28 protein-coding genes are annotated in these 26,671 nt (G+C 70.1%); 10 read left to right on the plus strand and 18 right to left on the minus strand.

Annotated elements, in window-relative coordinates; translation table 11 throughout:
• Window positions 1-22: 22 nt before the first annotated feature.
• From HDA39_RS13750 to HDA39_RS13770, 6 genes are all read right to left on the minus strand, one after another.
• The gene (locus tag HDA39_RS13750) at window positions 23-1,348 is read right to left on the minus strand and encodes an ROK family protein (RefSeq protein ID WP_184795604.1); all 1,326 of its coding nucleotides are present in this window, start codon (window positions 1,346-1,348) and stop codon (window positions 23-25) included.
• Window positions 1,349-1,378: 30 nt separating this feature from the next.
• Window positions 1,379-1,516, minus strand: coding sequence for a hypothetical protein (locus tag HDA39_RS42320; RefSeq protein ID WP_238356048.1), 138 nt, complete (start codon window positions 1,514-1,516; stop codon window positions 1,379-1,381).
• Window positions 1,497-2,948 (minus strand): alpha-amylase family protein, encoded by a 1,452-nt coding sequence (locus HDA39_RS13755; protein ID WP_238356049.1) that lies wholly within the window; start codon window positions 2,946-2,948, stop codon window positions 1,497-1,499. The genes HDA39_RS42320 and HDA39_RS13755 overlap by 20 nt, the downstream gene beginning before the upstream one ends.
• 24 nt (window positions 2,949-2,972) lie before the next feature.
• Window positions 2,973-3,992: a hypothetical protein gene (locus HDA39_RS13760; RefSeq protein ID WP_202892992.1), complete on the minus strand. Its 1,020-nt coding sequence runs from the start codon at window positions 3,990-3,992 to the stop codon at window positions 2,973-2,975.
• A gap of 20 nt (window positions 3,993-4,012) precedes the next feature.
• Entirely contained in the window at window positions 4,013-5,203 is a 1,191-nt protein-coding gene (locus HDA39_RS13765; RefSeq protein WP_184795605.1) for a cysteine desulfurase-like protein, read from the minus strand.
• A 141-nt stretch (window positions 5,204-5,344) separates the two neighbouring features.
• The gene (locus HDA39_RS13770) at window positions 5,345-5,716 is read right to left on the minus strand and encodes a winged helix-turn-helix transcriptional regulator (protein ID WP_184795606.1); all 372 of its coding nucleotides are present in this window, start codon (window positions 5,714-5,716) and stop codon (window positions 5,345-5,347) included.
• A gap of 94 nt (window positions 5,717-5,810) precedes the next feature.
• On the opposite strand from HDA39_RS13770, the gene HDA39_RS13775 reads away from it, so the two are divergent.
• The 5 genes from HDA39_RS13775 to HDA39_RS13795 all read left to right on the plus strand — a co-directional run bounded on the left by HDA39_RS13775 (window position 5,811) and on the right by HDA39_RS13795 (window position 9,590).
• Window positions 5,811-6,605 carry an NAD(P)H-binding protein gene (locus HDA39_RS13775; protein ID WP_184795607.1) on the plus strand — a complete coding sequence of 265 codons (795 nt, stop codon included), beginning with the start codon at window positions 5,811-5,813 and terminating at the stop codon, window positions 6,603-6,605.
• Between the two features lie 65 nt (window positions 6,606-6,670).
• Entirely contained in the window at window positions 6,671-7,657 is a 987-nt protein-coding gene (locus HDA39_RS13780) for a DMT family transporter (protein WP_202892994.1), read from the plus strand.
• A gap of 58 nt (window positions 7,658-7,715) precedes the next feature.
• Window positions 7,716-8,372, plus strand: coding sequence for a hemerythrin domain-containing protein (locus HDA39_RS13785; RefSeq protein ID WP_202892995.1), 657 nt, complete (start codon window positions 7,716-7,718; stop codon window positions 8,370-8,372).
• A 60-nt stretch (window positions 8,373-8,432) separates the two neighbouring features.
• On the plus strand, window positions 8,433-9,248 hold the full coding sequence (locus HDA39_RS13790) for a phosphotransferase (RefSeq protein WP_184795609.1): 816 nt from the start codon (window positions 8,433-8,435) through the stop codon (window positions 9,246-9,248).
• 18 nt (window positions 9,249-9,266) lie between these two features.
• A complete protein-coding gene (locus tag HDA39_RS13795) occupies window positions 9,267-9,590 on the plus strand; it encodes a YciI family protein (RefSeq protein WP_184795610.1) in 324 nt (107 codons plus the stop codon).
• Window positions 9,591-9,596: 6 nt separating this feature from the next.
• Here the strand turns inward: HDA39_RS13795 and HDA39_RS43695 are convergent, their stop codons facing one another.
• The 4 genes from HDA39_RS43695 to def are packed head-to-tail and all read right to left on the minus strand — an operon-like array spanning window position 9,597 to window position 13,531.
• Window positions 9,597-10,592 (minus strand): DMT family transporter, encoded by a 996-nt coding sequence (locus tag HDA39_RS43695; RefSeq protein ID WP_184795611.1) that lies wholly within the window; start codon window positions 10,590-10,592, stop codon window positions 9,597-9,599.
• 49 nt (window positions 10,593-10,641) lie between these two features.
• Entirely contained in the window at window positions 10,642-12,060 is a 1,419-nt protein-coding gene (locus HDA39_RS13805; RefSeq protein ID WP_184795612.1) for a transcription antitermination factor NusB, read from the minus strand.
• A complete protein-coding gene (fmt, locus tag HDA39_RS13810) occupies window positions 12,057-12,986 on the minus strand; it encodes a methionyl-tRNA formyltransferase (protein ID WP_184795613.1) in 930 nt (309 codons plus the stop codon). The genes HDA39_RS13805 and fmt overlap by 4 nt, the downstream gene beginning before the upstream one ends.
• Window positions 12,983-13,531 (minus strand): peptide deformylase, encoded by a 549-nt coding sequence (gene def, locus HDA39_RS13815; protein WP_184795614.1) that lies wholly within the window; start codon window positions 13,529-13,531, stop codon window positions 12,983-12,985. The genes fmt and def overlap by 4 nt, the downstream gene beginning before the upstream one ends.
• Window positions 13,532-13,742: 211 nt before the next feature.
• Between def and HDA39_RS13820 the strand changes: the two genes are divergently transcribed.
• The gene (locus HDA39_RS13820) at window positions 13,743-15,170 is read left to right on the plus strand and encodes a hypothetical protein (protein ID WP_184795615.1); all 1,428 of its coding nucleotides are present in this window, start codon (window positions 13,743-13,745) and stop codon (window positions 15,168-15,170) included.
• A gap of 4 nt (window positions 15,171-15,174) precedes the next feature.
• Entirely contained in the window at window positions 15,175-16,341 is a 1,167-nt protein-coding gene (locus HDA39_RS13825) for a TolB-like translocation protein (protein ID WP_238356050.1), read from the plus strand.
• A 3-nt stretch (window positions 16,342-16,344) separates the two neighbouring features.
• On the opposite strand, the gene HDA39_RS13830 is transcribed toward HDA39_RS13825, so the two are convergent.
• The 3 genes from HDA39_RS13830 to HDA39_RS13840 are packed head-to-tail and all read right to left on the minus strand — an operon-like array spanning window position 16,345 to window position 17,871.
• The gene (locus tag HDA39_RS13830; protein ID WP_184795616.1) at window positions 16,345-16,968 is read right to left on the minus strand and encodes an HAD family hydrolase; all 624 of its coding nucleotides are present in this window, start codon (window positions 16,966-16,968) and stop codon (window positions 16,345-16,347) included.
• 19 nt (window positions 16,969-16,987) lie between these two features.
• Window positions 16,988-17,443, minus strand: coding sequence for a hypothetical protein (locus tag HDA39_RS13835; protein WP_184795617.1), 456 nt, complete (start codon window positions 17,441-17,443; stop codon window positions 16,988-16,990).
• On the minus strand, window positions 17,440-17,871 hold the full coding sequence (locus HDA39_RS13840) for a DoxX family protein (protein WP_184795618.1): 432 nt from the start codon (window positions 17,869-17,871) through the stop codon (window positions 17,440-17,442). The genes HDA39_RS13835 and HDA39_RS13840 overlap by 4 nt, the downstream gene beginning before the upstream one ends.
• A gap of 94 nt (window positions 17,872-17,965) precedes the next feature.
• Here HDA39_RS13840 and HDA39_RS13845 point away from each other — a divergent pair, with 94 nt between their 5' ends.
• On the plus strand, window positions 17,966-18,634 hold the full coding sequence (locus HDA39_RS13845; protein ID WP_184795619.1) for a TetR/AcrR family transcriptional regulator C-terminal domain-containing protein: 669 nt from the start codon (window positions 17,966-17,968) through the stop codon (window positions 18,632-18,634).
• A 12-nt stretch (window positions 18,635-18,646) separates the two neighbouring features.
• Here the strand turns inward: HDA39_RS13845 and HDA39_RS13850 are convergent, their stop codons facing one another.
• Window positions 18,647-19,870 carry an MDR family MFS transporter gene (locus HDA39_RS13850; protein ID WP_184795620.1) on the minus strand — a complete coding sequence of 408 codons (1,224 nt, stop codon included), beginning with the start codon at window positions 19,868-19,870 and terminating at the stop codon, window positions 18,647-18,649.
• A 93-nt stretch (window positions 19,871-19,963) separates the two neighbouring features.
• Here HDA39_RS13850 and HDA39_RS43700 point away from each other — a divergent pair, with 93 nt between their 5' ends.
• On the plus strand, window positions 19,964-20,962 hold the full coding sequence (locus HDA39_RS43700; RefSeq protein WP_184795621.1) for a helix-turn-helix domain-containing protein: 999 nt from the start codon (window positions 19,964-19,966) through the stop codon (window positions 20,960-20,962).
• A gap of 30 nt (window positions 20,963-20,992) precedes the next feature.
• Here HDA39_RS43700 and HDA39_RS13860 read toward each other — a convergent pair whose 3' ends face one another.
• From HDA39_RS13860 to HDA39_RS13870, 3 genes are all read right to left on the minus strand, one after another.
• Entirely contained in the window at window positions 20,993-23,026 is a 2,034-nt protein-coding gene (locus HDA39_RS13860) for a primosomal protein N' (RefSeq protein WP_184795622.1), read from the minus strand.
• 106 nt (window positions 23,027-23,132) lie between these two features.
• Window positions 23,133-24,326 carry a methionine adenosyltransferase gene (metK, locus tag HDA39_RS13865; protein WP_184795623.1) on the minus strand — a complete coding sequence of 398 codons (1,194 nt, stop codon included), beginning with the start codon at window positions 24,324-24,326 and terminating at the stop codon, window positions 23,133-23,135.
• A gap of 201 nt (window positions 24,327-24,527) precedes the next feature.
• Window positions 24,528-24,866 (minus strand): winged helix-turn-helix transcriptional regulator, encoded by a 339-nt coding sequence (locus tag HDA39_RS13870; protein WP_184795624.1) that lies wholly within the window; start codon window positions 24,864-24,866, stop codon window positions 24,528-24,530.
• 91 nt (window positions 24,867-24,957) lie between these two features.
• Between HDA39_RS13870 and HDA39_RS13875 the strand changes: the two genes are divergently transcribed.
• Window positions 24,958-25,518 carry a carboxymuconolactone decarboxylase family protein gene (locus HDA39_RS13875; protein WP_184795625.1) on the plus strand — a complete coding sequence of 187 codons (561 nt, stop codon included), beginning with the start codon at window positions 24,958-24,960 and terminating at the stop codon, window positions 25,516-25,518.
• Here HDA39_RS13875 and HDA39_RS13880 read toward each other — a convergent pair.
• Window positions 25,496-26,644 (minus strand): winged helix DNA-binding domain-containing protein, encoded by a 1,149-nt coding sequence (locus tag HDA39_RS13880; RefSeq protein WP_184795626.1) that lies wholly within the window; start codon window positions 26,642-26,644, stop codon window positions 25,496-25,498. The genes HDA39_RS13875 and HDA39_RS13880 overlap by 23 nt on opposite strands.
• Window positions 26,645-26,671: the final 27 nt, after the last annotated feature.

Below are 26,671 nucleotides of genomic sequence, written 5' to 3' on the forward strand. Positions count from 1 at the left end.
CCTTTCAGCGGGACCGGATCTCTCATCCGGCAGTATTCACGGCGGGCACCGGACGGGATCCGGACAGAGCGCTCTCCGGAGGTCCGAGCAGGAGGACGGACGGGTTCGGGGAGAAGGTGTGGTCGAGGACCAGGCTCGCGGCCCCGACCGCGCCGACGTCGGCGCCGAGCGCCGTACCGGCGACGTCGAACGGGTGCACGGAACGGACCAGGAAGCGCTCTCTCAGCGTTTCCCGGACGGCGTCGCCGAAGAACGGTGCGAGCCGGTCCCAGTACGGTCCGCCGAAGACGACGCGCTCCAGGTCGAGCAGGTTCGCGATGTCCTCGACGACCTTCGCGATCCGGCCGGCCAGGGCGGTGACGATCGCGCGGGCCGCGCCCGGTGCCTCGGCGGCCTGGAAGCAGAGCCGGCCGAAAGCGACGTCGACGGCCTGCCGGTCGTCGAGATCGATGCCTTGGGCAATCACTCCCGCCTGGACGGCTTGCTGGACCAGGTACCGCGGCCGGCTGGTCTCGCCGACGCAGCCGCGGCGGCCGCAGAAGCAGAGCGGGCCGTCGGGGTCGACGATCACGTGGCCGATCTCGCCGACGTTGCCCGACGTACCGCGGACGACCTCGTCGCCGATCACGAGACCGGCGCCGACGCCGGTGCCGAGGTAGAAGAACACGAAACTGCCGCGGCCGTTCGGGCCGCCGGCCCACTTCTCGGCGGAGGCGGCCGCGGTGACGTCCTTGTCGAGCAGGACGGGGAGGCCGGTGCGGTCGCGCAGGGCGTCGCGGAGGGGGACTCGGTGCCAGGCGGTGAGATTGGGTGGGTCGACGACGGCGCCGCGCGCGACGTCGATCGGGCCGGGAGCGGCGATGCCGACGCCGACCACCCGGTCGCGGGGTGCGCCGGCTTCGGTGATGGTCTGCTCGATCATCGCCGCGATGCCCTCGATGAGCGCGTCGGGCTCAAGAGCAGAGTTGGCGATGACCTCGGTCTCGGCCCGGCGGCGGGCGACCACCTGGCCGGTGAGATCCAGTACGACGACGGTGACGACCGCGGGATCCAGATGCACGCCGACGGCGTACTGGCCGGTGGGTTCCAGTTCCAGCAGGGTACGGGGTTTGCCCAGGCCGGCGTTCCTCTGGCGGCCCGCCTCGCGGACCAGGCCGGCGTCGAGCAGGCGGCGGGTGATGTTGGAGATGGCCTGGCCGGACAATCCGGTCGCGGCGGCCAGCTCGACGCGGCTCAGGAGTTGCTCGGCGCGACGGATCGCGTCCAGGACGACGCTGTCGTTGAACCCTCCGACGCGGTCCAGATTCGTCCCCCGGCGGACCACAGCCGGTGGCTGATCGGTGCTCACCACTCCCCCTGTCCTCGCACCGCGCTCACCTCACCCGGAACCCGGGTCTGCGCCCCACGGCAGCGACCAGTCGTAGTGGATGGTGCCGGTGCCGGTCCCCCAGGTGTTGGGCGTCGTGTTCACGAGCCAGTCCAGCGGTTCGAGCTGGTCACCACCACTGAGCGCCAACCGTATACCGTCGCCAAGCTGACGATCGGCCCGCGCGGTGCGAGCGGCCGGATCGACGGAGACGAAGAGAGCGCTCCCCGAGCGAGCGACGAGGTCGAGGAACCGCGCGTTGAGCTCCCACGGAGTCTGCGGGGTGCACGGGACGCAGTCCGCGTCGAGCGTGAAGAACCGCCCGTGCTGCGGCAGCCGGAAGGCCAGCGAGTTGACCCCCAATCTTGCGGGTCCGCTCCCACTCGCGACCGGACGTGTCGTCACCACTGCGCTGTACGTCGACGAGGCCGGCCGCGAGATGTCCGACGGTGTTGCAGCCGATCAGGACCAGGTCCTCGCCGGCGGCCCGGATCGCGCGGTAGAAGTCGAGCACGATCTCGGCAGTGGTCCGGGTCGGGTCGTGGAACTGCCAGCCGGCGTCGGTCAGCCGCGCGCCCATCGCCGGACCGAAGCGGCCGAACACGTCGTACGTGCTGAAGTCGTGCTTCACCAGCTCAAAGCCCCAGGACTTGAACCGCTGGAGATCGCCGCGGACCAGATCGAGGACTTCCGGGTACGTCGGATCAAGCGCGCGCCCCGGCGCCTCGCCGCCGAGCGGATGGCCCCACGGACCGGTCTCCCTGGACAGCAACGGGCGGAACCACAGGCCGGGCCGCGCGCCGAGCTGCTTGACCGCGGCGGCGGTCGCCGCCAGGTCGTCGAAGAGCCCCGGGATCCCGCTCTCCCAGGGACCGCCGGAGCCGTTGCCGCCCGGGTTCCAGCCGTCGTCGACGACGCTGAACGGCTTGACCGGGTGGCCGTCGGCGAGCTCGACGATCGTGGCGGCGTCCTGGAGGACCGCCTTCTCGTCGAAGCCTTCGCCGTACGCGTAGTACCAGTTGTTCGCGCCGACGACCGGGCCGATGTCCGGTCGGTCGGGCAGGTGCGCGCTCATCTTTGCGGTCGCGGCTTCGAGGGTCTTCCACGGCGTACCGGCGTCGGCGAACTCGCGGACGACTGCCGCTGGGAGGGCGCGGCCGTCGAGCTGGGTCGGGCCGCCGCCGTTGCGGAGGTCGAGCCAGAGGGTGACGCCGGTGCGGTCGACGGTCCACGAGCAGAAGGCGCCGGGGTGGACGTCGACGCCCATGCCGGTGGTCGCGCCGGTCTGCTGGTCGTGAGCGAGCCAGTACCACGGGAGCAGACGCTCGGGCTGGAGGTGGCGCCACTGGAGATCGCCGTACGAGCGCTCCCAGGCGTCGCCGAGAACGAGCGCGCTCTCCGGGAGAGCGCGCTCCCAGCGGAGCGCGACGCGGGAGATCGTGGTCGCGGTGACGGTGACCTGGCCGTCGTCCGACCAGGTCACCTCGGACGCTTTCGCCGTCCAGCGGTGACCGTCGCGGACGGCCTGGACCGGCCCGTCGGCCGGGCCGGGCTGGACGAAGACGTGGGTCGGTTCGTTCACCTGCGCGAATTTACCCCACAGACTTTAGTAAGTCTTGTAGTAGACGAGTTCTCCTGCTTCTCCCGGGGCGGCTCCTTCGCTCGGGACGAACAGCGTGAAGACCAGGGCGGGAGCGCCGTTCGGCGCCCGGAGAGCCGTCACCGTGGGATTCGCGAACGCCGTACTGCCGCCGTCGGTGCGGATCGTCGTCTGGTCGGCGTTGCCGGTCTGGTAGTCGTAGACGAAGGTCCGCCAGGAGCCGAAGTCGCCCTTGGTGAACTGGCCCTCGATCAGGCCGAAGCCGAAGTCGCGGAAGGCGACCTGGTCGCGGTCGCCGATGTTGCCGCCGACTCCCCAGTGCAGCAGGGCGTTGTCGACGTTCGGCTGGGCCGCGGTCGACCAGGAGTTGAAGTTGGTCAGCGTGCCGCGCTGCTGACGGTCGCGGTCGCAGTTCCACCAGAAGTGGCCGCCGAGGTCGATCGTGGAGTGGTCGATGTCCGGGGAGAGCGTGATCTTGTAGATGTTCGGCGTTCCCTCGGCGCAGGAGGACAGGCGTCGCGGTGCGTCGAAGGAACGGCCGACCCGGCCGGCCAGGAGGTCGGCGCGGTTGGCGTAGTAGCGGAAGGCGAGATGGTTGTCGCCGCCCCCGGGCTTCTCCTGCTCCCAGGCCAGGACGAAGCCGCCGTTCGGGGCCTGCGCGATCGTGGGCTGCGAGGCGGGGCCGGTGTTGCTTCCGGCGAGTTCTCGTTCCCAGTGCCAGTTGAGCAGGTCGGTCGAGGTGGCCAGGTTGACGCGGAAGTGGCCGTCGGGTGCCAGGTGGTGCGAGACGGCCAGGTAGCCGCCGGTGGTGTCCTGGATGATCTTGACGGTGTCCATCACGTGGCCGGCGTCGTCGCGGGTGTTGTAACGCTTGCCGGTGGCACCGACCACGTTCTCGAGCAGGCCGCGGAGTTCGGCCCGGGCCGGGTCGGAGGGTGCTGCTTGTTTTGCCTCGGCTGGGGTCGTCAAGGCCGTGGCGAGCAGGGCGGCCGCGAGGGCGGCGACGAGCATCGGTTTGGTCGGCATGGGGCGGTGCCTCCTGGGATTCAGCTGATCAGTCGTTCGACTGCTTCCACCAGCCGGTCGACGTCCGACTGGTTCGTGTACGGCGCGAGCCCGGCGCGGGTCGCGCCGGTGTCGCCGAGGCCGAGGTGACGGGAGGTCTCGATCGCGTAGAACGAACCCGACGGCGCGTTCACGCCGTACTCGGCGAGCTTGGTCGAGACCGCGACCGGCGCGTGGCCGGCGACGGTGAACAGGAGCGTCGGCGTACGGCGTCGGGCCTTGCCGTGCAGGGTGATCGCGTCGATCGCGGCCAGCCGGGTCTCGAGTTCGGCACGGAGCGCGTCCTCGTGGATCTCCAGGTGCACGAGAGAACTCAGCAACCGCTCTCTCCGGGTCTCGCCCACTCCCCCGAGGCCGGCGATGAAGTCGATCGCGGCGGTGGTGCCGGCGAGCAGTTCGTACGGCAGGGTGCCGAGCTCGAAGCGTTCCGGCACGGCGTTGCTGGACGGGAGGAGCTTGTCCGGCTGGATCGTCTCGAGCAGCGCCGGCGAGGCCGAGAGGACGCCGCAGTGCGGGCCGAAGAACTTGTACGGCGAACACGCGTAGAAGTCGGCGAGCGAGGTGTCGATCGGGGAATGGGCGGTGAGGTGCACGCCGTCGACGTACAGGTGGGCGTTCGTCGTACGGACGGCGGCGGCGATCGCGTCGAGGTCGGGACGCGTGCCGAGGAGGTTGGAGGCGGCGGTGACGGCGACGAGTTTGGTGCGGTTGTTCAGCAGCGGGGCGATGTCGTCGAGCTCTGTCGTCGCGGGGTCGAAGTCGAGCCAGCGGACGGTCGCGCCGACGGACTCGGCGGCTTGGACCCAGGGGCGGACGTTGGCGTCGTGGTCGAGGCGGGTGACGATCACTTCGTCGCCGGGCGACCAGGTCTTGGCGAGGGCGCGGGAGAAGTCGTAGGTCAGCTGGGTCATGCTGCGGCCGAAGACGATGCCTTGCGGATCGGCGCCGAGGAGGTCGGCCATGGCCTGGCGGGCGTCGAGGACGATCTTGTCGGCTCGGCGTTCGGCGGGGGTGAGTTGGCCGCGGTTCGCGAGGGCGGAGGTCATGGTGGTTGCGACTGCGTCGGCTACCACCTGAGGGGTTTGGGAGCCGCCGGGGCCGTCGAAGTGCGCGGCGCCTTCGCTGAGTGCCGGGAACTGCTTGCGGACCGCATCCACGTCGAAGTCGGGCATGGAGCCATCCTTCCTTGCTCGGGAGAAGAGCGCGAGGGGTGCTGTTGGCGGCGATGCGGCCGGGAAGGTGGCGGGGGCTGGGGCCGCTGCGGCCGGAAAGAGGAGAGAGGAAGTGGAGGGGCGGGAGCGGGTGGGCCCTGCTCAGGGGCGGGGGCGGTTGCTGTCGTCGTACGTGGTGCGGTTGGTTTCCACGGTGGGGAGGTTGGCCTTGGCCCAGTCCGCCAGGTTGGCGAAGAGGGGGGCGAGGGTCAGGCCGAGGGGGCTGATCTCGTACTCGACTCTCGGGGGGACCTCGCGGTGGTAGGTGCGGACGACGAGGCCGTCGCGTTCCAGCTGGCGGAGGCGCTGGGTCAGAACCTTCGGGGTGATCGAGTCGATCCGGCGTTCCAGCTGGACGAAGCGCTGGCGGCCGTACTCGTTCAGGGCCCACAGGATCGGCGTCGTCCAGCGGCTGAAGACGATGTCGACCACCGGTGCGATCGGACAGGCGAGCTCGGGCGTGACGTCGGTCACCAGATCCCCTTTCGGCCAATACTTTCTCCTAGGTACCTACTATCACGGCGACAGTAGCGTCTCCACCAGTCCCCTACAGAAACTGGAGTACGACGTGATCGTGGTGACTGGAGCAACTGGAAACATCGGCCGGCCGCTGGTCCGCGCCCTGACCGCCGCCGGCGAAGACGTGACCGCGGTGTCGCGGAAGGCGGCGAACCTGCCGGCCGGCGTACAGCATCAAGTGGTCGAGCCGTCCGCGCTGGACCTGACCGGCGCGGATGCGCTCTTCCTCCTGCTGCCGGGCGGGCGGACCGACGCGGAAGTCTTTGTGGCCAAGGCTCGAGCGGCCGGCGTACGGCGGATCGTGCTGGTGTCGTCGCAAGGCGTCGGCACCGGCCGTCATCCCGCCGCAGCCGAGGAGGCGGTCAAGGCGTCCGGCCTCGAATGGAGCATCCTGCGACCAGGCGGCTTCCAGAGCAACACGCTCGGGTGGAGCCAGTCGGTGAAGGAGCAGCGGACGGTCGAGGCGCCGTTCGGCGAGATCGCGCTCCCCCAGATTCACCCGGCGGACATCGCCGAGGTGGCCGCGGTGGCGCTGCGCGAGCCCGAGTACGCCGGGACGACCTGGCTGCTCACCGGGCCGGAGCCGGTCTCACCACGGGAGCAGACCGCGCTGATCGCGGCGGCGCTCGGCGAGCCGGTGCGGTTCGTGGAGCTGACCCGGGAGAGCGCGAGAGAGCGCTTCCTGCGGTTCATGCCGGAGCAGGTCGCGGACAGCACGCTCGACATTCTCGGGTCCCCGACCCAGGCCGAGCAGACGGTCAGCGGCGACGTGGAGCGCGTTCTCGGCCGGCCCGCCCGCGGGTACGCCGACTGGCTGAGCGAGTACCTCGACGTGTTCCGCTGAGCTCAGCGGCCAGATCCTGCCCAATTTCGGACCAAAAGCGGAAAACGTCCTCGGCGTACTGCAGGATGTCAGGAGTGAGCACCTTGACGACTCCTGACAAGCCGCCGGTCCGGGCCTGGCTTCCCACCATGCTGACGCTGGCCGCGATCTGGGGCTGCAGCTTCTTGTTCATCTCGGTCGGCGTGCGCGAGCTGCACCCGATGTACCTCGCGCTCGGCCGGGTGGTCGCCGGGTCCGCGGTGCTGCTGGTCTTCCTGGCGTTCAAACGGGAACCGCTCCCCCGCGATCCGCGCCTGTGGGCTCACACGTTCGTGATCGGCGCGATCGGTTCGGCGCTCCCGTGGACGCTGTTCGGGTACGGCGAGCAGCGCGTCCCCTCGCTGCTGGCCGGCATCTGGAACGGCATCACCCCGCTGATCGTGCTGCCGGTCGCCGTCCTGGTGTTCCGGACCGAGAAGTTCACCGCGCAGCGGGTGGCCGGCCTGCTGATCGGGTTCCTCGGGATGCTCGTCGTGCTCGGCGCCTGGAACCTCGACGGCGGCGCGGACCTGACCGGCCAGCTGCTCTGCATGGCGGCGGCCGTCTGCTACGGGCTCGCCGTTCCGTACCAGAAGCGTTTCGTGGCCGGGAGCACCGTGTCGGGCACCGCGCTGTCCGCCAGCTTGTTGCTGTGCGCAACGATCCAGCTGGCGGTCGTCGCGCCGATCGTCACCGGCGCGGCGCCGCCGATGCCGTGGACCCTGTCACCGGAGGTGCTCGGCAGCGTGCTCGCGCTCGGCGGGCTGGGCAGCGGGATCGCGTTCGTGCTGAGCATGCGCAACATCCGGCTGATCGGCGCCAGCATGTCGTCGATGGTGACCTACCTGATGCCGATCTTCGCGATCGCGGTCGGCGTCCTGATCCTGGACGAGCACCTGACCTGGTACCAGCCGGTCGGCGCGCTGGTGGTGCTCACCGGAGTCGCGGTGTCACAGGGCGTCGTACGGCGTCCGGTCCGTTCGGGCAGGAAGCCGAAAAAGCCTCTACAGCCAGAGGTCGCGCCGGTACCGTGAGGTGACCGGCGGCTCCCGGGGTGGGCTGCCGCCGGCTTCACGCACAGGGGGCGACACGATGAGCACTGACACGAAACCCGACACGCAGACGATGGTCGTGGTGCACCGGGTGTTCCGCCGCGAGTTCGACCTGCTGCCGGACCTGATCGACGGGGTGCGTGCGGGTGACACCGAGCGCGCCGCCGTACTGGCCGAGCACCTGACCGACGTCGTCGCCGCGCTGCACCACCATCACCAGGCCGAGGACGACCTGGTCTGGCCGCTGCTGCTGGAGCGCGCGACGCTGCACGTCGATCTCGTGCACCGGATGGAGGCGCAGCACACGGCGCTCGGCGCCGCGCTCGATCGCATCGAGAAGCTGACGCCGCAGTGGCGTCGCGGCGCGAGTCTCGTGGAGGGTCGCGAGCTGGCCGCCGCGGTCCGGGAGGCGTCCGCGATCCTGCGGGAGCACATGGGCGAGGAGGAAACCGAGATCCTGCCGGTGATCACCGAGCACCTGAGCGTCGAGGAGTGGGCCGAGGTCGGTGAGCGCGCTGGGAAGTCCATTCAGGACAAGCGCAAACGGCTGCTCTTCCTGGGCGCGATCCTCGAGGACGCCTCACCGCAGGAGCAGCGTGATTTCCTGGGTGAGCTGCCGCCGCCGGTGCGGCTGCTGTGGAGGATCGCAGGACGGCGGGCGTACGGCGGGTACACACGGCTGATCAGAAATTACTGAGCCAACGTGGAGAACCTCTGCCAGGATCGGGGCTGCTGTCGATTCCTGGAGAGGGGCTTCATGCAGCCGACTGAACCCGCGGTGACCTCGGCCGTGTCGATCGCGTCGTCGCTCGGGCTGCCGGTCGACGAGGCGATCGAGCTCAACAACTCGAACAAGCTGACGCTGCGGCTGGTGCCGTGCGACGTCCTGGCACGGGTGGCCCCGGTCGCCGAACAGATCGCGCAGTTCGAGGTGGACCTCGCGCAGAGTCTCGCGGCGGTGGACAGCCCGGTGGCCTCGCTCGTGGAACCGCGGGTCTTCGAGCGCGACGGCTTCACGGTCACGCTGTGGAAGTACTACGCACCGGACGGGCCGATGGCGCCGGCGTCGTACGCCGAAGCGCTCGAGCAACTGCACGCCGGGATGCGCAAGGTCGAGTTCCCGACGCCGCACTTCACGGATCGCGTCGAGGACGCCCAGCGGCTGCTGGCCGATCGCGACCGCACCCCCGAGCTGGCCGACGCCGACCGGGAGCTTCTCAGCGACACGTTGCGGCGTCTCAGCCAAGGGATCGTGGAGCGCCAAGGCGCCGAGCAGCTCCTGCACGGCGAGCCGCATCCGGGCAACCTCCTGAGTACGGCGTACGGGCCGGTGTTCATCGACTTCGAGACCTGCTGCCGCGGGCCGGTCGAGTTCGACCTCGCCCATGCTCCGGAGGAGGTCAGCGCGCACTACCCCGACCTCGATCAGGCCGTGCTCCGCGACTGCCGTCTGCTGGTTCTCGCCATGATCACCACCTGGCGCTGGGACAAGGCCGACCAGTTCCCCGACGGCCGCCGGGTGGGGATCGAATGGCTGGACGACCTCCGTACGGCGCTGCGCGAAGACCTCTAGGCAGGAGATGATCTGCGGATGCGAGTCCTGGTTTCCGTCATCGACGACAAGGTCGACCCCGGCAGCACCGACCGGCTGCCGGTCATCAGCGAGTTCAACGAGCGGCTGATCGCCGACGGCTACTGGGTGTTCGCCGGCGGGCTCACGGACACCGACGACGCCGCGGTGGTCGACAACCGGGGCGAGCAGCCGGTGTTCACCGACGGGCCCTTCGTGGAGTCGAAGGAGTACCTGGCCGGTGTCTGGGTGTGGGAGGTCCCCGATCTGGAGACCGCACGCAGGCTCGCCACCGAGGCCTCCAAGGCCTGCGACCGGAAGATCGAGCTGCGCCCGTTCCAGTGAGCTGGTTCAGGCTCGGCGCAGGTTCGGGATCGCGGCGACGACGACCGCGGCCAGAGCCAGCAGGGTCCCGGCCACGACCGGGACGGTGACCTCGGTGCCGGCGGCCGGGGCGAACAGGTCGAGGAACAGGCTGGCGATCAGTTGGCCGGCGATGGTTCCGAGACCGAGGACGAAGACGCCGACGATGCGGACGACCGCGGCGGCGGAGCTGATGAAGACGACGCCGCAGGCACCGCCGACGTACAGCCAAGGGTCGGTCGGCAGGGACCGCGGTGCGCCGCGCAGCGCCAGGTCGACGACGAAGACGACCAGCAGCGCGCTGGTGCCGACGAGGAAGTTGATGACACCGGCCGCGACCGCGCCGTAGGAGTCGCCGGAGGCGGTGCGGGCGACCCGGCCGTTGATGCCCTGCTGGACCGCGGTCCCGATTCCGCCCAGCGCCGGGAGGATGGCGAGCAGCAGACCCGACGGGTGACTGAGCCGGTCCGACACGGCCAGTACGACGGCGATCAGCGCGACGATCGCGCCGACCACCCGGAGCGTCGTGAACGCCTGCGGACCGGCGGGACCGAAGCCGAGGCGGTCGACGACCAGGCTGCTGACCGCCTGACCGCCGACGACCGCGACGGTGAAGACGGCGACGCCGATCGTCGCGACCGTGATCGACTGCGTCGCCACCAGGAACGCGCCGGCGAGACCTCCGATGCACTGCCACCAGCGCAACGGGCCGCCGGCGCCTGCGGACGGCGTACGGATCGTGTGCCAGACGGTCGCGAGCGACTGCCGGATCCGCGGCACGAGCGCGGTGGCCAGCAGCAGGATGACCAGCCCGGTCCCGAACGAGATCAGCGCGGCGGTCACGCCGTCGCCGAGCCGGTGACCGAGCTCCCCGTTCACCCGCGACTGCAGCGCGACCAGCATGCCGATCCCGAAGGACGCGGCGAGCCCGAGAAGCTGGTACTGCTGGGCGCTGCGGACGGGACGGGTGCCGGTCGTTGTCACCCCACCATCATGACCGTTCGAACCAACGCGCCTGACACCGGTCCAAGGATCAGGATCGCCGGATCAGCGCGAGGTACATCGCGTCCGTGCCGTGCACGTGCGGCCACAGCTGCACGTCCGGGCCGTCCCCGAGCGACGGTACGCCGGGGAACAGTTCTCGCGCATCCTCCAGTACGGCGTCCGGCCGGCTCGCCAGGACCGCCTCGACCACCTCGCGCGTCTCCCCCGGATGCGGCGAGCACGTCACGTACGCGACGACCCCGCCCGGCCGCACCGACGTGATCGCCGACGCGAGCAACGCCTCCTGCAGCGGGCGCAACTCGTCGACGTCTTCGGGCGTCCGACGCCAGCGGGCCTCCGGTCGACGGCGCAGCGCACCGAGGCCGCTGCACGGGACGTCGGCGAGGACGCGGTCGTACCAACCGGACGGCCAGGTCGGCTTGGTGCCATCGCCGACGAGCACCTGGTGGTCGCCCGGGATGGCGCGGAGGTTGGAGCGGACCAGCTGGGCGCGGTGCTCGAGCGGCTCGACCGCCGTCAGGACGGCCTCGCCCTGGTTCGCGATCGCGGCGAGCAGGGCGGACTTGCCGCCCGGGCCGGCGCACAGATCGAGCCAGCGCGCGTCCTTGCCGTCGACCTTCGCGATGGCCAGCGCGGTCGCGACAAGTTGGGAGCCTTCGTCCTGCACGCCGGCGCGGCCGGTGGCGACGGCTTGGATGCGGCCGGGGTCGCCGCCGCCTTGCAGGACGGCGGCGTACGGCGACCAGCGGGCGCGGCTCGCGCCGGCCTCGATCAGCTCGTCGACGTCAGACAGGCCGGGGCGCGCGACGAGGGTGACTTTGGGAGGTTCGTTGTCGGCGTCGAGCAGGTCCTCGACGGCCTGCTCGACCGATTCGGCGGGGAGAGCTGGGGCGGAGGCCCGCTCGCCCAGAGCGTCGGCGAACGCCTCGATCACCCAGCGGGGGTGGGCCTTCGCGATCGCCAGGTAGCCGAGCAGGTCTTCCTCGGGCTTCGGGGCGACCGTGGCGATCCACTGGTCGAGGTTCCGTTGACTGATCTTGCGGAGCACCGCGTTGACCAGACCGCTGCGGCTCTGGCCGACCTCGGAACGGGTCAGCGTGACCATCTCGTTCACCGCGGCGTACGAGTCGACGCGCATCCGCAGCAGCTGGTGCGCGCCGAGCCGGAGCAGGTCGAGCAGCTCGGGGTCGAGGTCGGCCAGCGGGCGCGAGACGCTGCGGGCCAGGAACGCGTCGTACGTGCCCTGCCAGCGCAGTGTGCCGTGCACGAGCTCGGTGCAGAACGCGGCGTCGCGGCCGCCGACGCGCTGGTCGCGGAGCGCCTTGTTGAGGGTGAGGTTGGCGTAGCCGTCCTCGCCGTTCACCTGCCGGATCACCCGGTACGCGACCTGCCGGACCTTGTCGGGGCGCCGTTGCGGGGCGCGGTTCCTCGGACTGCGGTCGCTCACTCGGTACCCAACTGATCGTCTGCGGTGATGCGTACGCCGCGGGCCCAGTCGGCCCCGGCCATCGGTTTCTTGCCCTGCGGCTGGACGGTGACCAGCTCGATCGCCTTGCTCCCGGTGCCCACCGTGACCGAGGACTTCGTTGCGCTGATGGCGCCTGGCGCCAGCTCGTCGTCGGTCGGTGCCGTCGCCAGCACCTTGAGCCGCTCGCCCCGGAACGTCGTCCAGGCGCCGGGCGCCGGGTTGCAGCCGCGGACCAGCCGATCGATCTGCTGGGCCGGGTGCTTGAGATTGATCTCGGCGTCCTCGACGGTCAGCTTCGGCGCGATCGTGACACCGTCGGCCGGCTGCTCGACCGCCTGCAGTACGCCGGCCGCGATGCCGTCGAGCGTGTCGACAAACAGCTTCGCGCCGGACACGGACAGCCGGGTGAGCAGGTCACCCGACGTGTCCTTCGCGCCGATCGGCTCGGTCAGTACGCCGAACACGGGACCCGCGTCGAGCGCCTTGACGATCCGGAACGTGCTCGCGCCGGTGACGTCGTCACCGGAGATGATCGAGTGCTGCACCGGCGCCGCGCCCCGCCACGCGGGCAGCACCGAGAAGTGCAGGTTGATCCAGCCGTGCTCCGGGATGTCGAGCGCTGCCTGCGGCAGCAGTCCGCCGTACGCGACGACCGGGCAACAGTCGGGCGCGATCTCCCGGAGCCGGGCCAGGAACTCGGGGTCGCTCGGCTTGACCGGCTTGAGGATCTCGACGCCGCCGAGCTGTTCGGCGTACTGGGCGACGGGCGAGGCGACGAGCTTGCGGCCGCGACCCGCGGGCGCGTCGGGACGGGTGACGACGGCAACGAGTTCATGGCCGCTGGCAACGATCGCCTCGAGTGCGGTGACGGACACCTCGGGGGTGCCGGCGAAGACGAGTCTCACAGGCCGAATCCGTTCATCGCGTGCGGTGAGACCTTGATCTGCGGCGGCCCGGACAGGCCCGACCACTCGGCCTCGCGGATCGCCTTCATCGCGGCCTTGCGGGTCTCGCGGTCCAGCCGGTCGACGAACAGGACGCCGTCGAGATGATCGGTCTCGTGCTGGATGCAGCGCGACAGCAGGTCGTCGCCCTCGATCACCACCGGGTCGCCGTACATGTTGAAGCCGTGGGCGATCACGTGCTCGGCACGGCGGCAGTCGAAGGTCAGGCCGGGGATCGACAGGCAGCCTTCCGGGCCGAACTGCTCCTCGGCGCCGAGCGTGAGCTCCGGGTTGACCAGGTGCCCGATCTCGCCCTCGATGTTGTAGGTGAAGACCCGCAGGCCGACACCGATCTGCGGCGCGGCCAGGCCGCTGCCGGGCGCGGCCTGCATCGTGTCGGTGAGGTCGGCGACCAGGCGGCGCAGCTCGGCGTCGAAGTCGACGACCGGGTCCGCCTTGGTCAGCAGAACAGGGTCGCCGAACAGGCGGATGGGTTGGACCGACACACAGACTCCTTCGCAGCGCAGGACCAACTAAGTCTAGTGGCGGCCGTACGACGGGCTACGGCGGCTCCGCCGGGTGTCCGCTGAGCGTGGGTGGCCGGTGATCACACCGTTGTAATTCGCGGACCCCACTCCCAGTTGTTGCCTTCAGCACGTAGTGTGTTCTCAGGCGTACCTACAGTCACACAAGCCACACGCCCAACGGGAGTTAACAATGCGCACAGCGACACGGGGGGCTGCGGCACTGATCACCCTGGGGGTCCTGCTTTCACAGGCTCCTCTGGCCCGGGCCTACGAGTTCGTGCCCAGGGACAGCGCCGTGGGGGCGGCGCCGACGAGCGGGCCTCCTGAGGCCGTCGCGCCTTCGAGTGAGGTCTCCGACCGGGCCGAGCCGTCCGACGACTCGACCCCGACCGACCCGTCGATCCCGCCGACCGCCGTACCGACGCCTGCCGTACCGACGCCTGCCGATGACGAGCCCGCCACCGAGCGGCCGGCCGCGCGGAGCTGGAGTGAGCTGGCGGGTCAGGTGGCGGAGACGTCGCCGAGCAACCTCACGCTGCGGGTCACCGCGGCCGAGCAGTCCCAGCAGGTGATGCGCTGCTTCAAGCTCGAGACCGAGAACTACTGCCTCGGGCTCGGGTTCGTGGACAAGATCCCGACCGGCGCGGAGATCAGCTCGACGGTCGTCGAGCCGGATGTCGCGCGGGACGACCTGCGGGCCGGGGTGTCGGCCGAGCAGGACATCGCGACCGGGGCGTTGACCCCGGCGGCGTTCGTGGCCGAGCGGGCCGAGATGACCCAGGGCCAGCGGACCAGCGCCGAGCTGGAGGAGATGCAGGCGGCGTGGGACGGGCGGGACAAGGCGCGCGCGCTGCGTGAGCTCGACGCGGAGGGCAACCCGCCGGCGAGCGCGCCGGGTTCGGGCGAGTCGACGGCGCCGGGATCCGGTCCGGCGACCGGTTCCGGGCGGACCGGCGTACCGGCCGCTGGTGAGCCGAGCGGTGGGCAGACCGTCGTGCCGAAGCCTGGTGATCCGTCGACCAAGCCGACGCCGCCGCCGTTGAAGCCGCCGGCCGCGACCAAGCCGAAGCCGGTCGCGAACTCCATCATGAAGGGCTTCCAGACCTCGCAGGACAAGGGGTACTGGTGCGGTCCGGCGACCTTCCAGTCGATCGACTGGGCCGACGACAAGCAGAAGGACACCCAGGCGTCCTGGGCCAAGGACCTCGGCGCGACGACGTCCGGCACGGCGATCTCGGCGATGGTCAAGCAGACCAACCTGAAGACCAACTGGGACCTTGCCGCCGGCACCTACATCGTGCAGAGCGTCGGCCACTGGACGCCGGCCAAGTTCCTCCAGGTGCACCAGAACCACCTCGGCGACGGCGCCCCGGCGCCGATCATCGAGCACGTGCAGCTGCTGAAGCGGTACTTCCCGTACCTCGCCTTCAACCACAGCGGGCACTACCAGGTCGGCCGCGGTTACAACATGAAGGCCAAGACGATCGGCATCTACGAGGTGTTCAACGAGCGCCGCTTCAACAGCCGCGGCAACGTCACCGACGGGCCGCGCAACATCCCGGCCACCGCGATGTTCAACGCGACGCTGGCCAACTCGTTCAAGAACATCGGTCTGTAGGCCGATGCGTCGTCGTCACCTGCTGGTCCCGGTCACCGCGGTCGCCCTGCTGGCGGCTGGGTGCTCGGGATCGCCGGAGAGCGCTCCCTCGCCGTCTCCCGTCCCGTCCTCCGGTACGCCGAGCAGCACGCCGCCGCGCGACACTCCGAGCCGGCCGCCTACGTCTTCGCCGGGGACGCCGCCGGGCAAGCCGGTGTGGACGAAGATCCTGCGGCAGCCCGTCGACGGTCAGCACATCGTCACGCAGCAGCGCAAGTACGTCGTCACGCGCGGCAGCGACGAGGCCGGGACGACGACGGTGACCGACCGGGTCAGCCGGAAGGTCGTCGTACGGCACGCTCCGCCGGCCGGGTTCGTCGCGCAGTCGCCGGTGGTGATCGACGACCGCTGGGCGCTGATCGAGGAGATCCGGTCCGACGGGCCGAACCCGCAGATCCGGGTGTTCCGCTACGACCTCAGCACCGGCGCGAAGACGGACCTGGCGACGCAGAAAGCGCTCCCCCGGATCTCCGAGCCCGAGATCGGCGCGTACGACGGGACGTTCGCGTACAGCAGCACGGACGCTCGCAAGCGGTCGTGCCTGGTCGTCGCCTCGCTGGACACGCTGGTGGCGCGGACGGTGACGTGCGTGGCGGATCCGGGGTACATCGCGGATCCGGTCGTGTCGGCGGACTCGGTCACGTACAGCGCGATCACCGCGCCGCAGAGCGCGCAACGCTGCAAGCGGCTGTTCACGGCGCCGCTCGCGGGCGGCGCCGCCCAGCCCGTCGTTGCCAGTCGCAACTGCATCCAGTGGAGCGGGGCGACGTTGCGCGGGGCGACCGTCTGGTCGGAGATCGGAGCGGACGATCCCGATCAGTACTCGAGCCGCGCTTACGTCCGTGACGCTCCCGGTGGTGCGGCGCGTTCGCTGGGTTCGATCGTCACCGACACAATCGTTGCCTGTGGCAACTGGATCCACTGGGAAGTCCGCACGATGACCAACGGTGCCGAGTCGTACCAGCTCCACCGCTGGCAGCCGGGCCTGGCCCGGCCGCAGGTCATCTACACCACTCCCCCGGACACGGCGATCACGGCGCCGGTCTGCCAGGACAACACTCTCATCGTCGAAGCAGCCCATCTGGGCGGCGGAACGAAGTACACCGAAGCCCTGGCGACCGGCACCACCTGAGGCCTAGGGCTTCAGCTGAAGGCCTCGGGTGTGGAGTTGGGTGCGGAGGTCGGCGGCCGTGGTGAAGAGTTCGGCGTCGAGGCCGGCGGCGCGGGCGCCGTCGACGTTGCGCTGGACGTCGTCGGTGAAGAAGGTGCGGGCCGGGTCGAGGGTGAAGCGGTCGACGAGCAGGCGGTAGATCTTCTCGTCGGGCTTCACGACCTGCTCGTGGCCGGAGACGATTTCGCCGGTGAAACTGTCGAGGACCGGGAAGGTCTCCTTCGCGACCGCCCACTTCTCGCCGGAGAAGTTGGTCAGCGCGTACGTCGGGACGCCGAGCGCCTGGAGCTCGGTCAGCAGGTCGACCGTGTCGGTCAGCAGGCCCTTGACCATCTTCAGCCAGCCGGTGTCGTACGCGGCGATCCACTCGGCGTGCTGCGGGTGCAGCGCGGTGAGCTCCTCGACGGCCTCGGCCCAGGGCCGTCCGGCGTCCTGCCGCATGTTCCACTCGGGCGTGGTGACGTTGGTCAGGAAGTGCCGACGCTGCTCCTCGTCGGGGATCAGTTCGGCGTACAGGTAGTTCGGATTCCAGTCCAGCAGGACCCCACCGATATCGAAGACCACGTTGTCGACGCTGCGCTCACTCATACCCGCACCCTACGAAACCTCAGACACGACCGGAATGGTGGTCGCCACCGTCGATTCTGGTCATCGTGGTCTGGTATCCGCCACCCGGCCACTGCCAGCCGCCGGTGCTGGAGGTGAAGTCGGGGTCGAAGGTTCCGACGTACTTGGCGGGTGAGGTCTCATCGCCGAAGAAGATGCTGAGGGTGGTGCCGTCGAGGCGATAGGTGTAGCGAAGTAGCTCACCCGTGCCGCTGAAGTAGTACGACCGCAGAGTGCTGGTTTCGGTGTCGTACCCGATGTACTCGACACCTCGCGTCGGACCGTCTTCGGAGTCCAGCTCGACGTGCTGAATGATCCAGCCGCCCATGTCGGCCCACTGATAGGTAACGGTGCCTGGTGCGTCCCCGCCGATTCGCCAGGTTCCCAGGAGGGGTTCCAGGGTGCGGAGTTGTCGCTCGGCGGCTTGACGGTCAAAGGGCTGGGGTTGGGAACTCATCGACGCTCCCTGATGGACGTGGTCAGTTCACGGCGGCGCAGGAGCACGATCGAGACGGCGATCGCGAAGAAGACCAGCGGAAGGACCGGACTGGTGTGCAGGAGGGCGACATTCGTGAACGACGCCCCAGCGAGCAGCACAGCCAGGCCCGTGGCGGCCCACACGGCCGTCCGGGGAATCAGAAGTCCGACAGCGCCCAAGAGCTCCAAGACGCCGATCACGATCCGCAGCCACGGCTCGGCGCCGAGGGTCGAGAACATGGCGGTCATCTGCGGGTCGCCTGTCAGCTTGGCGATTCCACCGATCGCGATCGGTGCCGCCAGTGCGATCTGAAGGACCCAGCGACCGGCGGTCCTCAGCCGGATTCGCGGCCCACCTGCTGTGGACAGGGCTGCTGCCGGCCGCGATGTGACGAGATTGGCTTTCATGAGCGTCCACTCCTTCGGTCTACTGCACTGCAAGTGCACTAATAACCTGTATGATGCAGTACTAACCTGTTGAGTGCAAGAGAGGTAATCCCGCGTGGCTGAGGTAACTCCGTACGAAGATCCACGGATCACCCGATCTCGGACGATCATCGTGACGGCCGCCATCACGGTGTTCGCGGACAAAGGATTCGCCGGCGCGACGATCGACGACGTCGCCGTGGCCGCCGGCGTCGCCAAGCGAACCGTCTACAACATCTACGGCGACAAGGAACGGCTGTTCCGCGAGATGCTGAAGGAGGCGATCGACACCGCGTCGTCCTACGCCGTGCGGCTGGAGACCAGCGGGCTGACCCAGCACGCGAGCGGTCGCGCGAACGAGCCCAGCCTGGAGGACCGGCTGGTCGACGTCGCCCTCGATCTCGCCCGCTCGATCCACGGCGGTCCGGTCATCACGCTCAGGCGTCTGCTCATCGGCGAGGCCAACCGCGTCCCCGACCTGGCCGTCGACTACTACCGGCGAGCTCCTGGGCTGGTCCTCGATCGATTGGCCCAGACGCTGCGGCAACTCCATGACTCCGGCGCCCTGCTCGTCCAGGATCCGCCGACGGCCGCCGAACACTTCGCGTTCCTGGTGATCGGCGCCTCGCTCGACCGTGCGCTGTTCGACCACAACATCTCGCTGATCCACGCCGAGGAGCGCGCAGAATCCGGCGCCCGAGCGTTCTACCGGGCCTACAGCCCCCCAACCGGCTCTCCGCCCTAGCAAGGGGTGGGGTCAAGGGCTTGTGGGTTGCGGTGAGGTGCTGGTGGTGGCTCGGGCGTGGAGGGATGGGGCCAGGGACAGTTGGGCGGTGAAGAGGATCAGGCCCAGGGCGGCGCAGGCCAGCCAGACGGTGGTGGGGCCGGCGTGTTCGAGGGTGATGGTGCCCAGGAGAGGGCCGATGACGCTGCCGAGGCCGAAGGACATGCTGCCGGCCAGCCCCATGTACCCGCCGCGCAGATCGACCGGCGCGAGGTCCGCGAACACCGCGCCGATCACGGCCGCGAAGCCGATCTCGCCGACGGTCCAGACGACCACCGACAGCCCATAACCCCACCAGCTGTCGACCGCCGCCCCCACACCGAACCCGACCCCGACGATCAGCATCGAACCGGCGAGCAGTTTCGGACGATCCAGCGTGGCGAGCCGGCGGTTGACGAAGGGCTGGACGACGACGATCACGACGCCGTTCAGTGCGATCACCAACCCGTACGTCGAACTCGGCAGCCCGTCGGCCGCCATCGCGAGCGGCAGAGTGGAGTAGCCCTGGAAGTAGATCGTGGCGTAGCCGATCTGGAGCAGGACCATCAGCAGGAACGTCGTGTCCCGCAGTACGACGGGCAACAGCGCACGGCGTGACGTGCCTTCGTCGAGCACCGGCCGGGTCTCGGGGACCATCCGCCAGATCACGAGGGCGGCGACCACCGACGTACCGGCGTTGATCCAGAACAGCAGGTTGTAACCGATGCTCGCCAGGACGCCGGCGCTGACGGTCGAGACCGAGAAGCCGAGGTTGATCGCCCAGAACAGCAGCCCGTACGCGCGAACGCGCTCTCTTGGCTGGAGCAGATCGGCGACCGTCGCCTGGACCGCCGGGCGGAACAGGTCGCCCATCAGGCCGACCACGAACGCGGCGACCGCGATCATCGCGAGCGACCGTGCCGAGCCGAGCAGGATCAGCGCGGCGGCGGTGCCGAGGAACCCGATCAGCATGGTCCGGCGGCGGCCGATCCGGTCGGACAGCCAGCCGCCGACGAGCTGCGAGACGACCGAGCCCGCACCGACGGCCGCGGCGACGGCGCCCGCCGTACCGGCGGACAGGTGCCGGTCCTGGGTCAGGTAGAGCACGAGGAAGGGCTGGACGAAGCTGCCGAGGCGGTTGACCAGCTGGCAGACCCAGAGCGCCCAGAACGCGCGGGGCAGCGGAGAGCGCTCCCTGGGAGCACCGATCGATGTCATGGATCCAGCCTGGCGGGGACCACCGGCGCTGTCGAACATTAGTTTCTGCACTAATCCTCGCGCTCGCGCCGGACGGTGACTAGAGTCGTCGACGTGATCAGCATCAGGCTCAACGCCGACGACGTCAGCCGCATCAGGTTCGCGTTCTCGCCGGTCTGGGAGACGGTCACCAGTGTGCGGGCCCTGAGCAACAGTTCGTCCGGGAGCGTGCACGGACCGTGGCTGCGCAAGGTGCGTCCGGTCGCCGAGGGCGAGGACCTGGAGTTGCTCCGGGCCCTCATTCCGCGGATCGGGTACATCGCGGACTTCATGACGCCGGCGCCGCCGCGGCGGTCGACCGGGTTCGACGCCGGGCTGGCCGCGATCGAGGCGACGCCGTACGAGCTGGTGGTCGACGAGCTCAGCAGAGTGCACCGGGGAAACCCGAACCCGTTGCTGCCGCCGCTGATCGCTGATCCCGGGGAAGCGCTCTCTCGGATCACCGGCGCGCTGCGGACGTACTGGCAGCGCGCGGTCGAGCCGGACTGGCGGCGGATGCGCGCGTTGCTGCAGGAGGATCTCGCGTTCCGGCTGGACGAACTGGCCGCGGGCGGGCTTGACCGGCTGTTCCGGAACCTGCATCCGTCCGTACGACTGAGCGGCGACCGGATCGAGATCGATCGCCCGTTCGTGTGCCCCGACGGAGTGCCGACGGCCGGTCAGGGTGTGCTGCTCGTGCCGTGCGTGTTCACCTGGCCGGCGGCGCTGCCGGTGACCGGTGCGCCGCACGTACCGACGATCACCTATCCCCCACGCGGGCTCGGGCGGTTGTGGGAGAGCCAGCAGGAAACCGCCGGCTCGCCACTGGCCGAACTGGTCGGGCGGACTCGGGCGGCGATCGTGAGTCACTTGGATCTGCCGATGTCGACGACGCACCTGGCGCACGCACTGGACGTGTCGGCGCCGACCCTGAGCGTCCACCTCGGCATCCTGCGCAACGCCGGCGTGGTCGACTCGCGTCGCGACGGTCGTACGGTGCTGTACTTCCGGACGTCGCTGGGCAATCACCTGCTGACGGCGTCGGGGACGAGCCAGCTGTCCGAGACGGCTTGATTCGGTCGGTGGTGGGGCGATCGGGCGGGGTCAGCCGAAGGTTGCGGGGTCTACTTGGACTCGGAGGGGGCCGGGGAGTTTCTTGGTGCCTCGGGCGGCCAGGGCTTCTTTGAGGACGCGGGCGAGGGTGTAGGCGCGCGGCGTACGGACTACGGCGCGGACGGTTTCTTCGTCGACGTCGACCGGGCCGAGGACTTCGAGGCCTGCGGTGGGGTCGACGAGGTCGCGGACGCGGGTGATCAGGTCGGCTACGGCGTCGGCGGAGCCGACCAGTTCGGCGAGTTTGGCGGCGGGGGCCAGGCGGGCGGTGCGGCGTTCTTCCAGTTCGCGGGTTGCGTAGCCCTCGGGGCTCCAGCGGACGACGGCCTGGAGCGGCATCGCGGAGGGTTCGCCGACCATGATCACCTTGCCGCCTTCGCGGGCGGAGCGGACCATCGCGGCCGCGTTGAACCAGCGCCGGACGGCCTCCTCGGGCGCGCGCAGGTCGGGCCGGGCCAGCAGCAGCCAGGTGTCCAGGAGAAGGGCTGCCGCGTAGCCGTTCTCCGCGACGGGTTCGGCGCCGGGGGTCGTGACGACGAGCGCGGGATCGCCGGGGATCTCGTCGAGCATGCTGTCGCCGCCCGAGGTGCGGACGACGACGCCCGGGAACGCCCGGCCCAGCTCCTCCGCCGTACGCCGGGCGCCGACGACGGCCGCGCGCATCCTCGTGTCGCCGCACTCGGGGCACCGGTGGTCCGCCGCCGGGCGGCCGCAGACGGTGCAGCTCGCCGGGCCGGACGAGCCCGTACGACGCAGCGAACCGCCGCACGTCGTACAGCGCGACGGCGTCCGGCACGTCTGGCACACCAGGCTCGGCAGGTACCCCGCGCGCGGCACCTGCACGAGGACCGGCCCGGTCTTGAGCCCTTCGCGCGCGACCTCGAACGCCTGGTGCGGCAGCCGCGCGGCGCGAGCGCCGGGGTCGCGGGCGAGGTCGCGGTCCGACTCCCCCGCGATGTGGACGGCGGGCGCGGCGGCGCGGGTGACGGCGCGGTCGGCGATCAGTTCGTTGGCCCAGCCGGACTCGAGCAGCGCGGCGGTCTCGGCCGAGCGGGCGAATCCGCCGAGCAGCGCGGCGCACTTCTGGCGGTGGGCGCGGAGGAGGAGGACCTCGCGGGCGTGCGGGTACGGCGCGCGCGGTTCGGCGTACGAGTCGTCGCCGTCGTCCCAGAGCGCGACCAGGCCGAGGTCGGTGACCGGTGCGAACGCGGCCGCGCGGGTGCCGATGACGACGCGGGTGCAGCCGCGGAGGGCGGAGATGAACGCGCGATAGCGAGGGGTCGGGCCGAGGTCGGCCGAGAGCGTGACGAAGCCGTCGGGGCCGAGGACCGTCGTACAGGCCTTGGCGAGGCGCTCGAGGTCGCGGGCGTCCGGGGCGAGCAGGAGTGCGCCGCGGCCGGTCGAGGCGCAGACGGCGGCGGCTTGGGCAAACGCGAGCGCCCAGTCGGCGCCTGGGATCGCGGTCCAGATGGCGCGGGGGGCTTCGGTACGGCGTACGGCGTCGAGGAAGCCTTCGGCATGCGGGTACGGCGACCACTCGTCGCGGGAGGTGGACTCGACCGGGCGCGTGGGCTGGTTGCAGCGGAGCGCTTCGGCCTCGACCTTCGCGAGTCTTGGCGGCACGGCCAGGCGGGTGACATCGGCCAGGACGCCGGCGTACCGGTCGGCGACGGCGCGGCAGAGATCGGCGACCTCGGGGGTGAGGACCTGCTCGGGGGAAACGACCTTGCGGATGCGCGCGAGCTTGCCGGCGTGCTCGGTCTCGGCCAGGCGTTCCAGAATGAATCCGTCGAGGTCCTTGCCCGCGAATCGCACTTTCACCCGGGCGCCCGGCTGTGCGGTCGCGGCGAGGTCTTCGGGGACGAGGTAGTCGAACGCGCGGTCCAGGTGCGGCAACGAGACGTCGACCGCGACCCGGGCGATCGGGAGGGTGTCGGTGATGTCGGCGGGGGCCTTCGTGCGGGAGCGCCGGACGGTCTCGCGCAGCAAGGTCAGCTGCTCAGGAGATTCCCCGGTCGGTGCCACTCGGGAACTCTAGTCCGATCGCCGTGGAACCTGCCGGAGGCCTGTGGACAACACGACGAACGCCCGCACCCCCAACCGGGGATGCGGGCGTCGTACGGCGTACTGACTACTTCGTGGCGGCGGCCTTGAGGGCGTCGACGCGGTCGAGCTTCTCCCAGGTGAAGTCTTCGCCGGTGCGGCCGAAGTGGCCGTTGGCGGCGGTCTGGGTGTAGATCGGGCGGAGCAGGTCCAGGTCGCGGATGATCGCGGCCGGGCGGAGGTCGAAGACCTCGAGGACGGCCGTGGTGATCTTGTCGATCGCGACGGTCTCGGTGCCGAAGGTGTCGACGTAGAAGCCGACCGGAGCGGCCTTGCCGATCGCGTACGCGACCTGGCACTCGGCGCGCGAGGCCAGGCCGGCGGCGACGATGTGCTTGGCGACCCAGCGCATCGCGTACGCCGCGGAGCGGTCGACCTTCGACGGGTCCTTGCCGGAGAACGCGCCGCCACCGTGGCGGGCCATGCCGCCGTAGGTGTCGATGATGATCTTGCGGCCGGTCAGGCCGGCGTCGCCCATCGGGCCGCCGATCTCGAAGCGGCCGGTCGGGTTGACCAGCAGCTTGTAGTCCGACGAGTCGATCTCGAACTGCTCGAGGATCGGGTCGACGACGTGCTTCTTCACGTCCGGCGTCAGCATCTCGTCGAGGCTGATGTCGGCCGCGTGCTGGCTGGAGACCACGACGGTGTCGATCCGGACCGCCTTGTCACCGTCGTACTCGACCGTGACCTGGGTCTTGCCGTCGGGACGCAGGTAGGCCATCGTGCCGTCCTTGCGGACCGCGGACAGCCGCTCGGACAGCCGGTGCGCGATGGTGATCGGCAGCGGCATCAGCTCGGGGGTCTCGTTCGACGCGTAGCCGAACATCAGGCCCTGGTCGCCGGCGCCCTGCAGGTCCAGCGCGTCGACCGAGGCGTCCGCGCGGGTCTCGTACGCCGTGTTGACGCCCTGCGCGATGTCGGGCGACTGGCTGCCGATGGCGACCTGCACGCCGCAGGACGCGCCGTCGAAGCCCTTCAGCGACGAGTCGTAACCGATCTCGAGGATCCGGTTGCGGACGATCCCGGGGATGTCCACGTACGCCGACGTGGTGACCTCGCCGGCCACGACCACCAGTCCGGTCGTGATCAGGGTCTCCACCGCGACGCGGCTCTTCGGGTCCTCGGCCAGAAGGGCGTCGAGGATGGAGTCGCTGATCTGGTCAGCGATCTTGTCCGGGTGACCTTCCGTCACCGACTCGGACGTGAAAAGGCGCCGTGCCACGGTTCTCCCTCAGGGTTGCTGGTGTCCACACGGCGGAGCCTGAGCCCCGCCCCACATGCACCGCCTCCGGCGATGCTTCTCGGCAGTATGCCAGCAGTTCGGGCCGGGGGAAGAGCCGAACACCGGAATCATCCACTTCGTGGGACTCGTGTCTCACATCGCGGCCACGGCCGCCTGAACGAGCGCCCTGAGGCGAACGTTTCAACCACGCGTCTCGGCCGCCCAGCGCTCGGACCAGGCCAGCAAGGGCTTGAGCGAACGGGACAGATCGCGACCGGTCGCGGTGAGTTGGTGGGCCTTCGACTCGTCCTGCCAGAGCAGCCCGGCCTCCCTCAGCTCAGCCAGTCGCGCGCTCAGCACCGTCGGCGACACGTCGTCGCACCGCTCCTGCAGGGCACGGAACCCGACCGGACCGTCGCGCAGTTCCCAGAGCACCCGCAACGCCCACCGTCGGCCGAGCAGGTCGAACGCGGCCATGATCGGCCGCCCGGTCTGCGAACCGCGTACCGGGCGTCCGGGCACCGGCGTACCAGCCGCCATCGTCGGCCTCCTTGGCCTGCAGGGGTCTTGCGCTATCGATTCAGTAGCATCATAGTGCTACGTATTCCGTAGCGCCAGTTGAGGAGGCCGCATGTCCGCCCGTCTACGACCGGTCGAACCGCCTTATCCAGAACGGATCCAGACCCTGCTCGGCAAGCTGATGCCACCTGGTTCGCCGTACGAGCCGTTGCTGCTGTTCCGCGTGCTGGCGTTGCACCCGGAGCTGGCCGACCGTGCCCGGCCGATGGCGTCGGGCCTGCTGAACAAGGGATTGCTGCCCGCGCGCGACCGGGAACTGGTGATCTCGCGGGCCACCGCGCGCGCCGGCGCGGAGTACGAGTGGGGCGTGCACGTGGTGGTCTTCGGGCCGGTGGTCGGGCTGGATCGGGAGGTCTTCGACGCCGTTGCGTCTGGCGAGGCGTGGCCTGATCCGGTGCTCATGACGGCGGTCGACGAGCTGCACGACGAGGCGACCTGGAGTACGGCGACCTGGACTGCCGTGCGGGAGCGGTACGACGACGCGCAGGTGGTCGAGCTGCTGCTCCTGGCGGGTTGGTACCGGACGTTGTCGACGGTGATCAACGCGTTGGAGCTCCCGCTGGAGAGCTGGGGAGCGCGCTCTCGGGCGTTCACGCGTGCGGGCCGACGGTGATCTTGTCGAGGGTGAGTGTCGGGCGGGCGTTGACGATCTCGGCGAGTCGATCCACTGCGTTGCCGAGGGCACGGAGTTGGGCCGGTTTCAACGGGCGCAGGGGTTCGACGGTGACCTGGAGCTTCCGGCCGGAGAGGCGCTGGTGCCACACGCCCGCGACGACGCCGTCGACGAGGAGCACCGGATAGTTGCCGGCCTGGCCGCCGGCGAGGGCCCGGGTTGAGGCCTCGCCGGGGAAGACGAGCTCCCGCGGATGGCTTCCGACGGCGTACGCGTCGAAGTACGGGAGCAGGCGTACGCCGCGCACCGGGTCCTCGGGGAAGTCGGTGTCCCCCTCGATCACCCAGGCGGGCCGGCCGTCGAGCTCGACCTGCTCGAGGCCGTCCTGGTCGAAGAGTTCGGTGATGAACGCGGGCGAGGTGCTGAGCCATTTCGCGAACTGCTGCGGCGTCGCCGGCCCGTAGGAGTGGAGGTAGCGCCGGAGAAGTTCGGGGAGCGCTCTCTCACCGTTCTCGGGCTGGAACGGCGGGGTGAAGCGATGCGGATTGGTGTACGTCGTCTTGCGGCCGCGGTTCGGGCCGTAGCAGAGCACGCCCGCGGTCGCAGCCGCCGGAATCACCTGACGCCAGCGCGGCCAGTACTCCTGGAACGCCGGCATCACCAGCTCCCCCGCCCACGGACCGGTCCGCGCGACCACCTCGTCGGTCAGTTCGTCGACGGTGAGATCGTCCTCGGAGAGCGCTCCCCCGACGGCCTCGATCACCTCGGCCGTCTGCTCCGGCGTCATCCGCATCTCAGGAGTCCCCACAGCGCCCGACCGCGGCAACGCGGAGAGCGCTCCCGTCCACAGCGGCAGGTCCTCGGTCGGCAGCAGGTGCACGGTCCCGCGCGGGCCGAAGGTCTTCACCAGAGAGCGCTCTTCCCAGAGCGCCTGCTGCACCTCGGTCCGCGTCGCCTTCTCTAACCGGAGTGCCACGGAGATCTCCGCCGCCGACAACACCTGCGCGTGCGCACCGGACATCGCCCGTACGACGTCGACCGGGCCCAGATTCGCGCCCGCAGTACCGGCGTCCAAGTGATGCCGCCGCATCCGTCGCGCGACAACGGCGGGCCAGGTGATCTTCATGCGGTCAGACTATGAGCAGTAGCGGTC

The sequence above is a fragment of the Kribbella italica genome (assembly GCF_014205135.1).
GTDB lineage: Bacteria > Actinomycetota > Actinomycetes > Propionibacteriales > Kribbellaceae > Kribbella > Kribbella italica.

Bases quoted from the DNA above. Each gene is read 5' to 3' on its own strand.
- HDA39_RS13760 (WP_202892992.1), bottom strand. From the start codon at position 3,992: ATGCCGACCAAACCGATGCTCGTCGCCGCCCTCGCGGCCGCCCTGCTC.
- HDA39_RS13765 (WP_184795605.1), bottom strand. From the start codon at position 5,203: ATGCCCGACTTCGACGTGGATGCGGTCCGCAAGCAGTTCCCGGCACTC.
- HDA39_RS13780 (WP_202892994.1), top strand. From the start codon at position 6,671: ATGTCAGGAGTGAGCACCTTGACGACTCCTGACAAGCCGCCGGTCCGG.
- HDA39_RS13785 (WP_202892995.1), top strand. From the start codon at position 7,716: ATGAGCACTGACACGAAACCCGACACGCAGACGATGGTCGTGGTGCAC.
- HDA39_RS13790 (WP_184795609.1), top strand. From the start codon at position 8,433: ATGCAGCCGACTGAACCCGCGGTGACCTCGGCCGTGTCGATCGCGTCG.
- HDA39_RS13795 (WP_184795610.1), top strand. From the start codon at position 9,267: ATGCGAGTCCTGGTTTCCGTCATCGACGACAAGGTCGACCCCGGCAGC.
- HDA39_RS13820 (WP_184795615.1), top strand. From the start codon at position 13,743: ATGCGCACAGCGACACGGGGGGCTGCGGCACTGATCACCCTGGGGGTC.
- HDA39_RS13825 (WP_238356050.1), top strand. From the start codon at position 15,175: ATGCGTCGTCGTCACCTGCTGGTCCCGGTCACCGCGGTCGCCCTGCTG.
- HDA39_RS13830 (WP_184795616.1), bottom strand. From the start codon at position 16,968: ATGAGTGAGCGCAGCGTCGACAACGTGGTCTTCGATATCGGTGGGGTC.
- HDA39_RS13835 (WP_184795617.1), bottom strand. From the start codon at position 17,443: ATGAGTTCCCAACCCCAGCCCTTTGACCGTCAAGCCGCCGAGCGACAA.
- HDA39_RS13840 (WP_184795618.1), bottom strand. From the start codon at position 17,871: ATGAAAGCCAATCTCGTCACATCGCGGCCGGCAGCAGCCCTGTCCACA.
- HDA39_RS13850 (WP_184795620.1), bottom strand. From the start codon at position 19,870: ATGACATCGATCGGTGCTCCCAGGGAGCGCTCTCCGCTGCCCCGCGCG.
- HDA39_RS13870 (WP_184795624.1), bottom strand. From the start codon at position 24,866: ATGGCGGCTGGTACGCCGGTGCCCGGACGCCCGGTACGCGGTTCGCAG.
- HDA39_RS13875 (WP_184795625.1), top strand. From the start codon at position 24,958: ATGTCCGCCCGTCTACGACCGGTCGAACCGCCTTATCCAGAACGGATC.
- HDA39_RS13880 (WP_184795626.1), bottom strand. From the start codon at position 26,644: ATGAAGATCACCTGGCCCGCCGTTGTCGCGCGACGGATGCGGCGGCAT.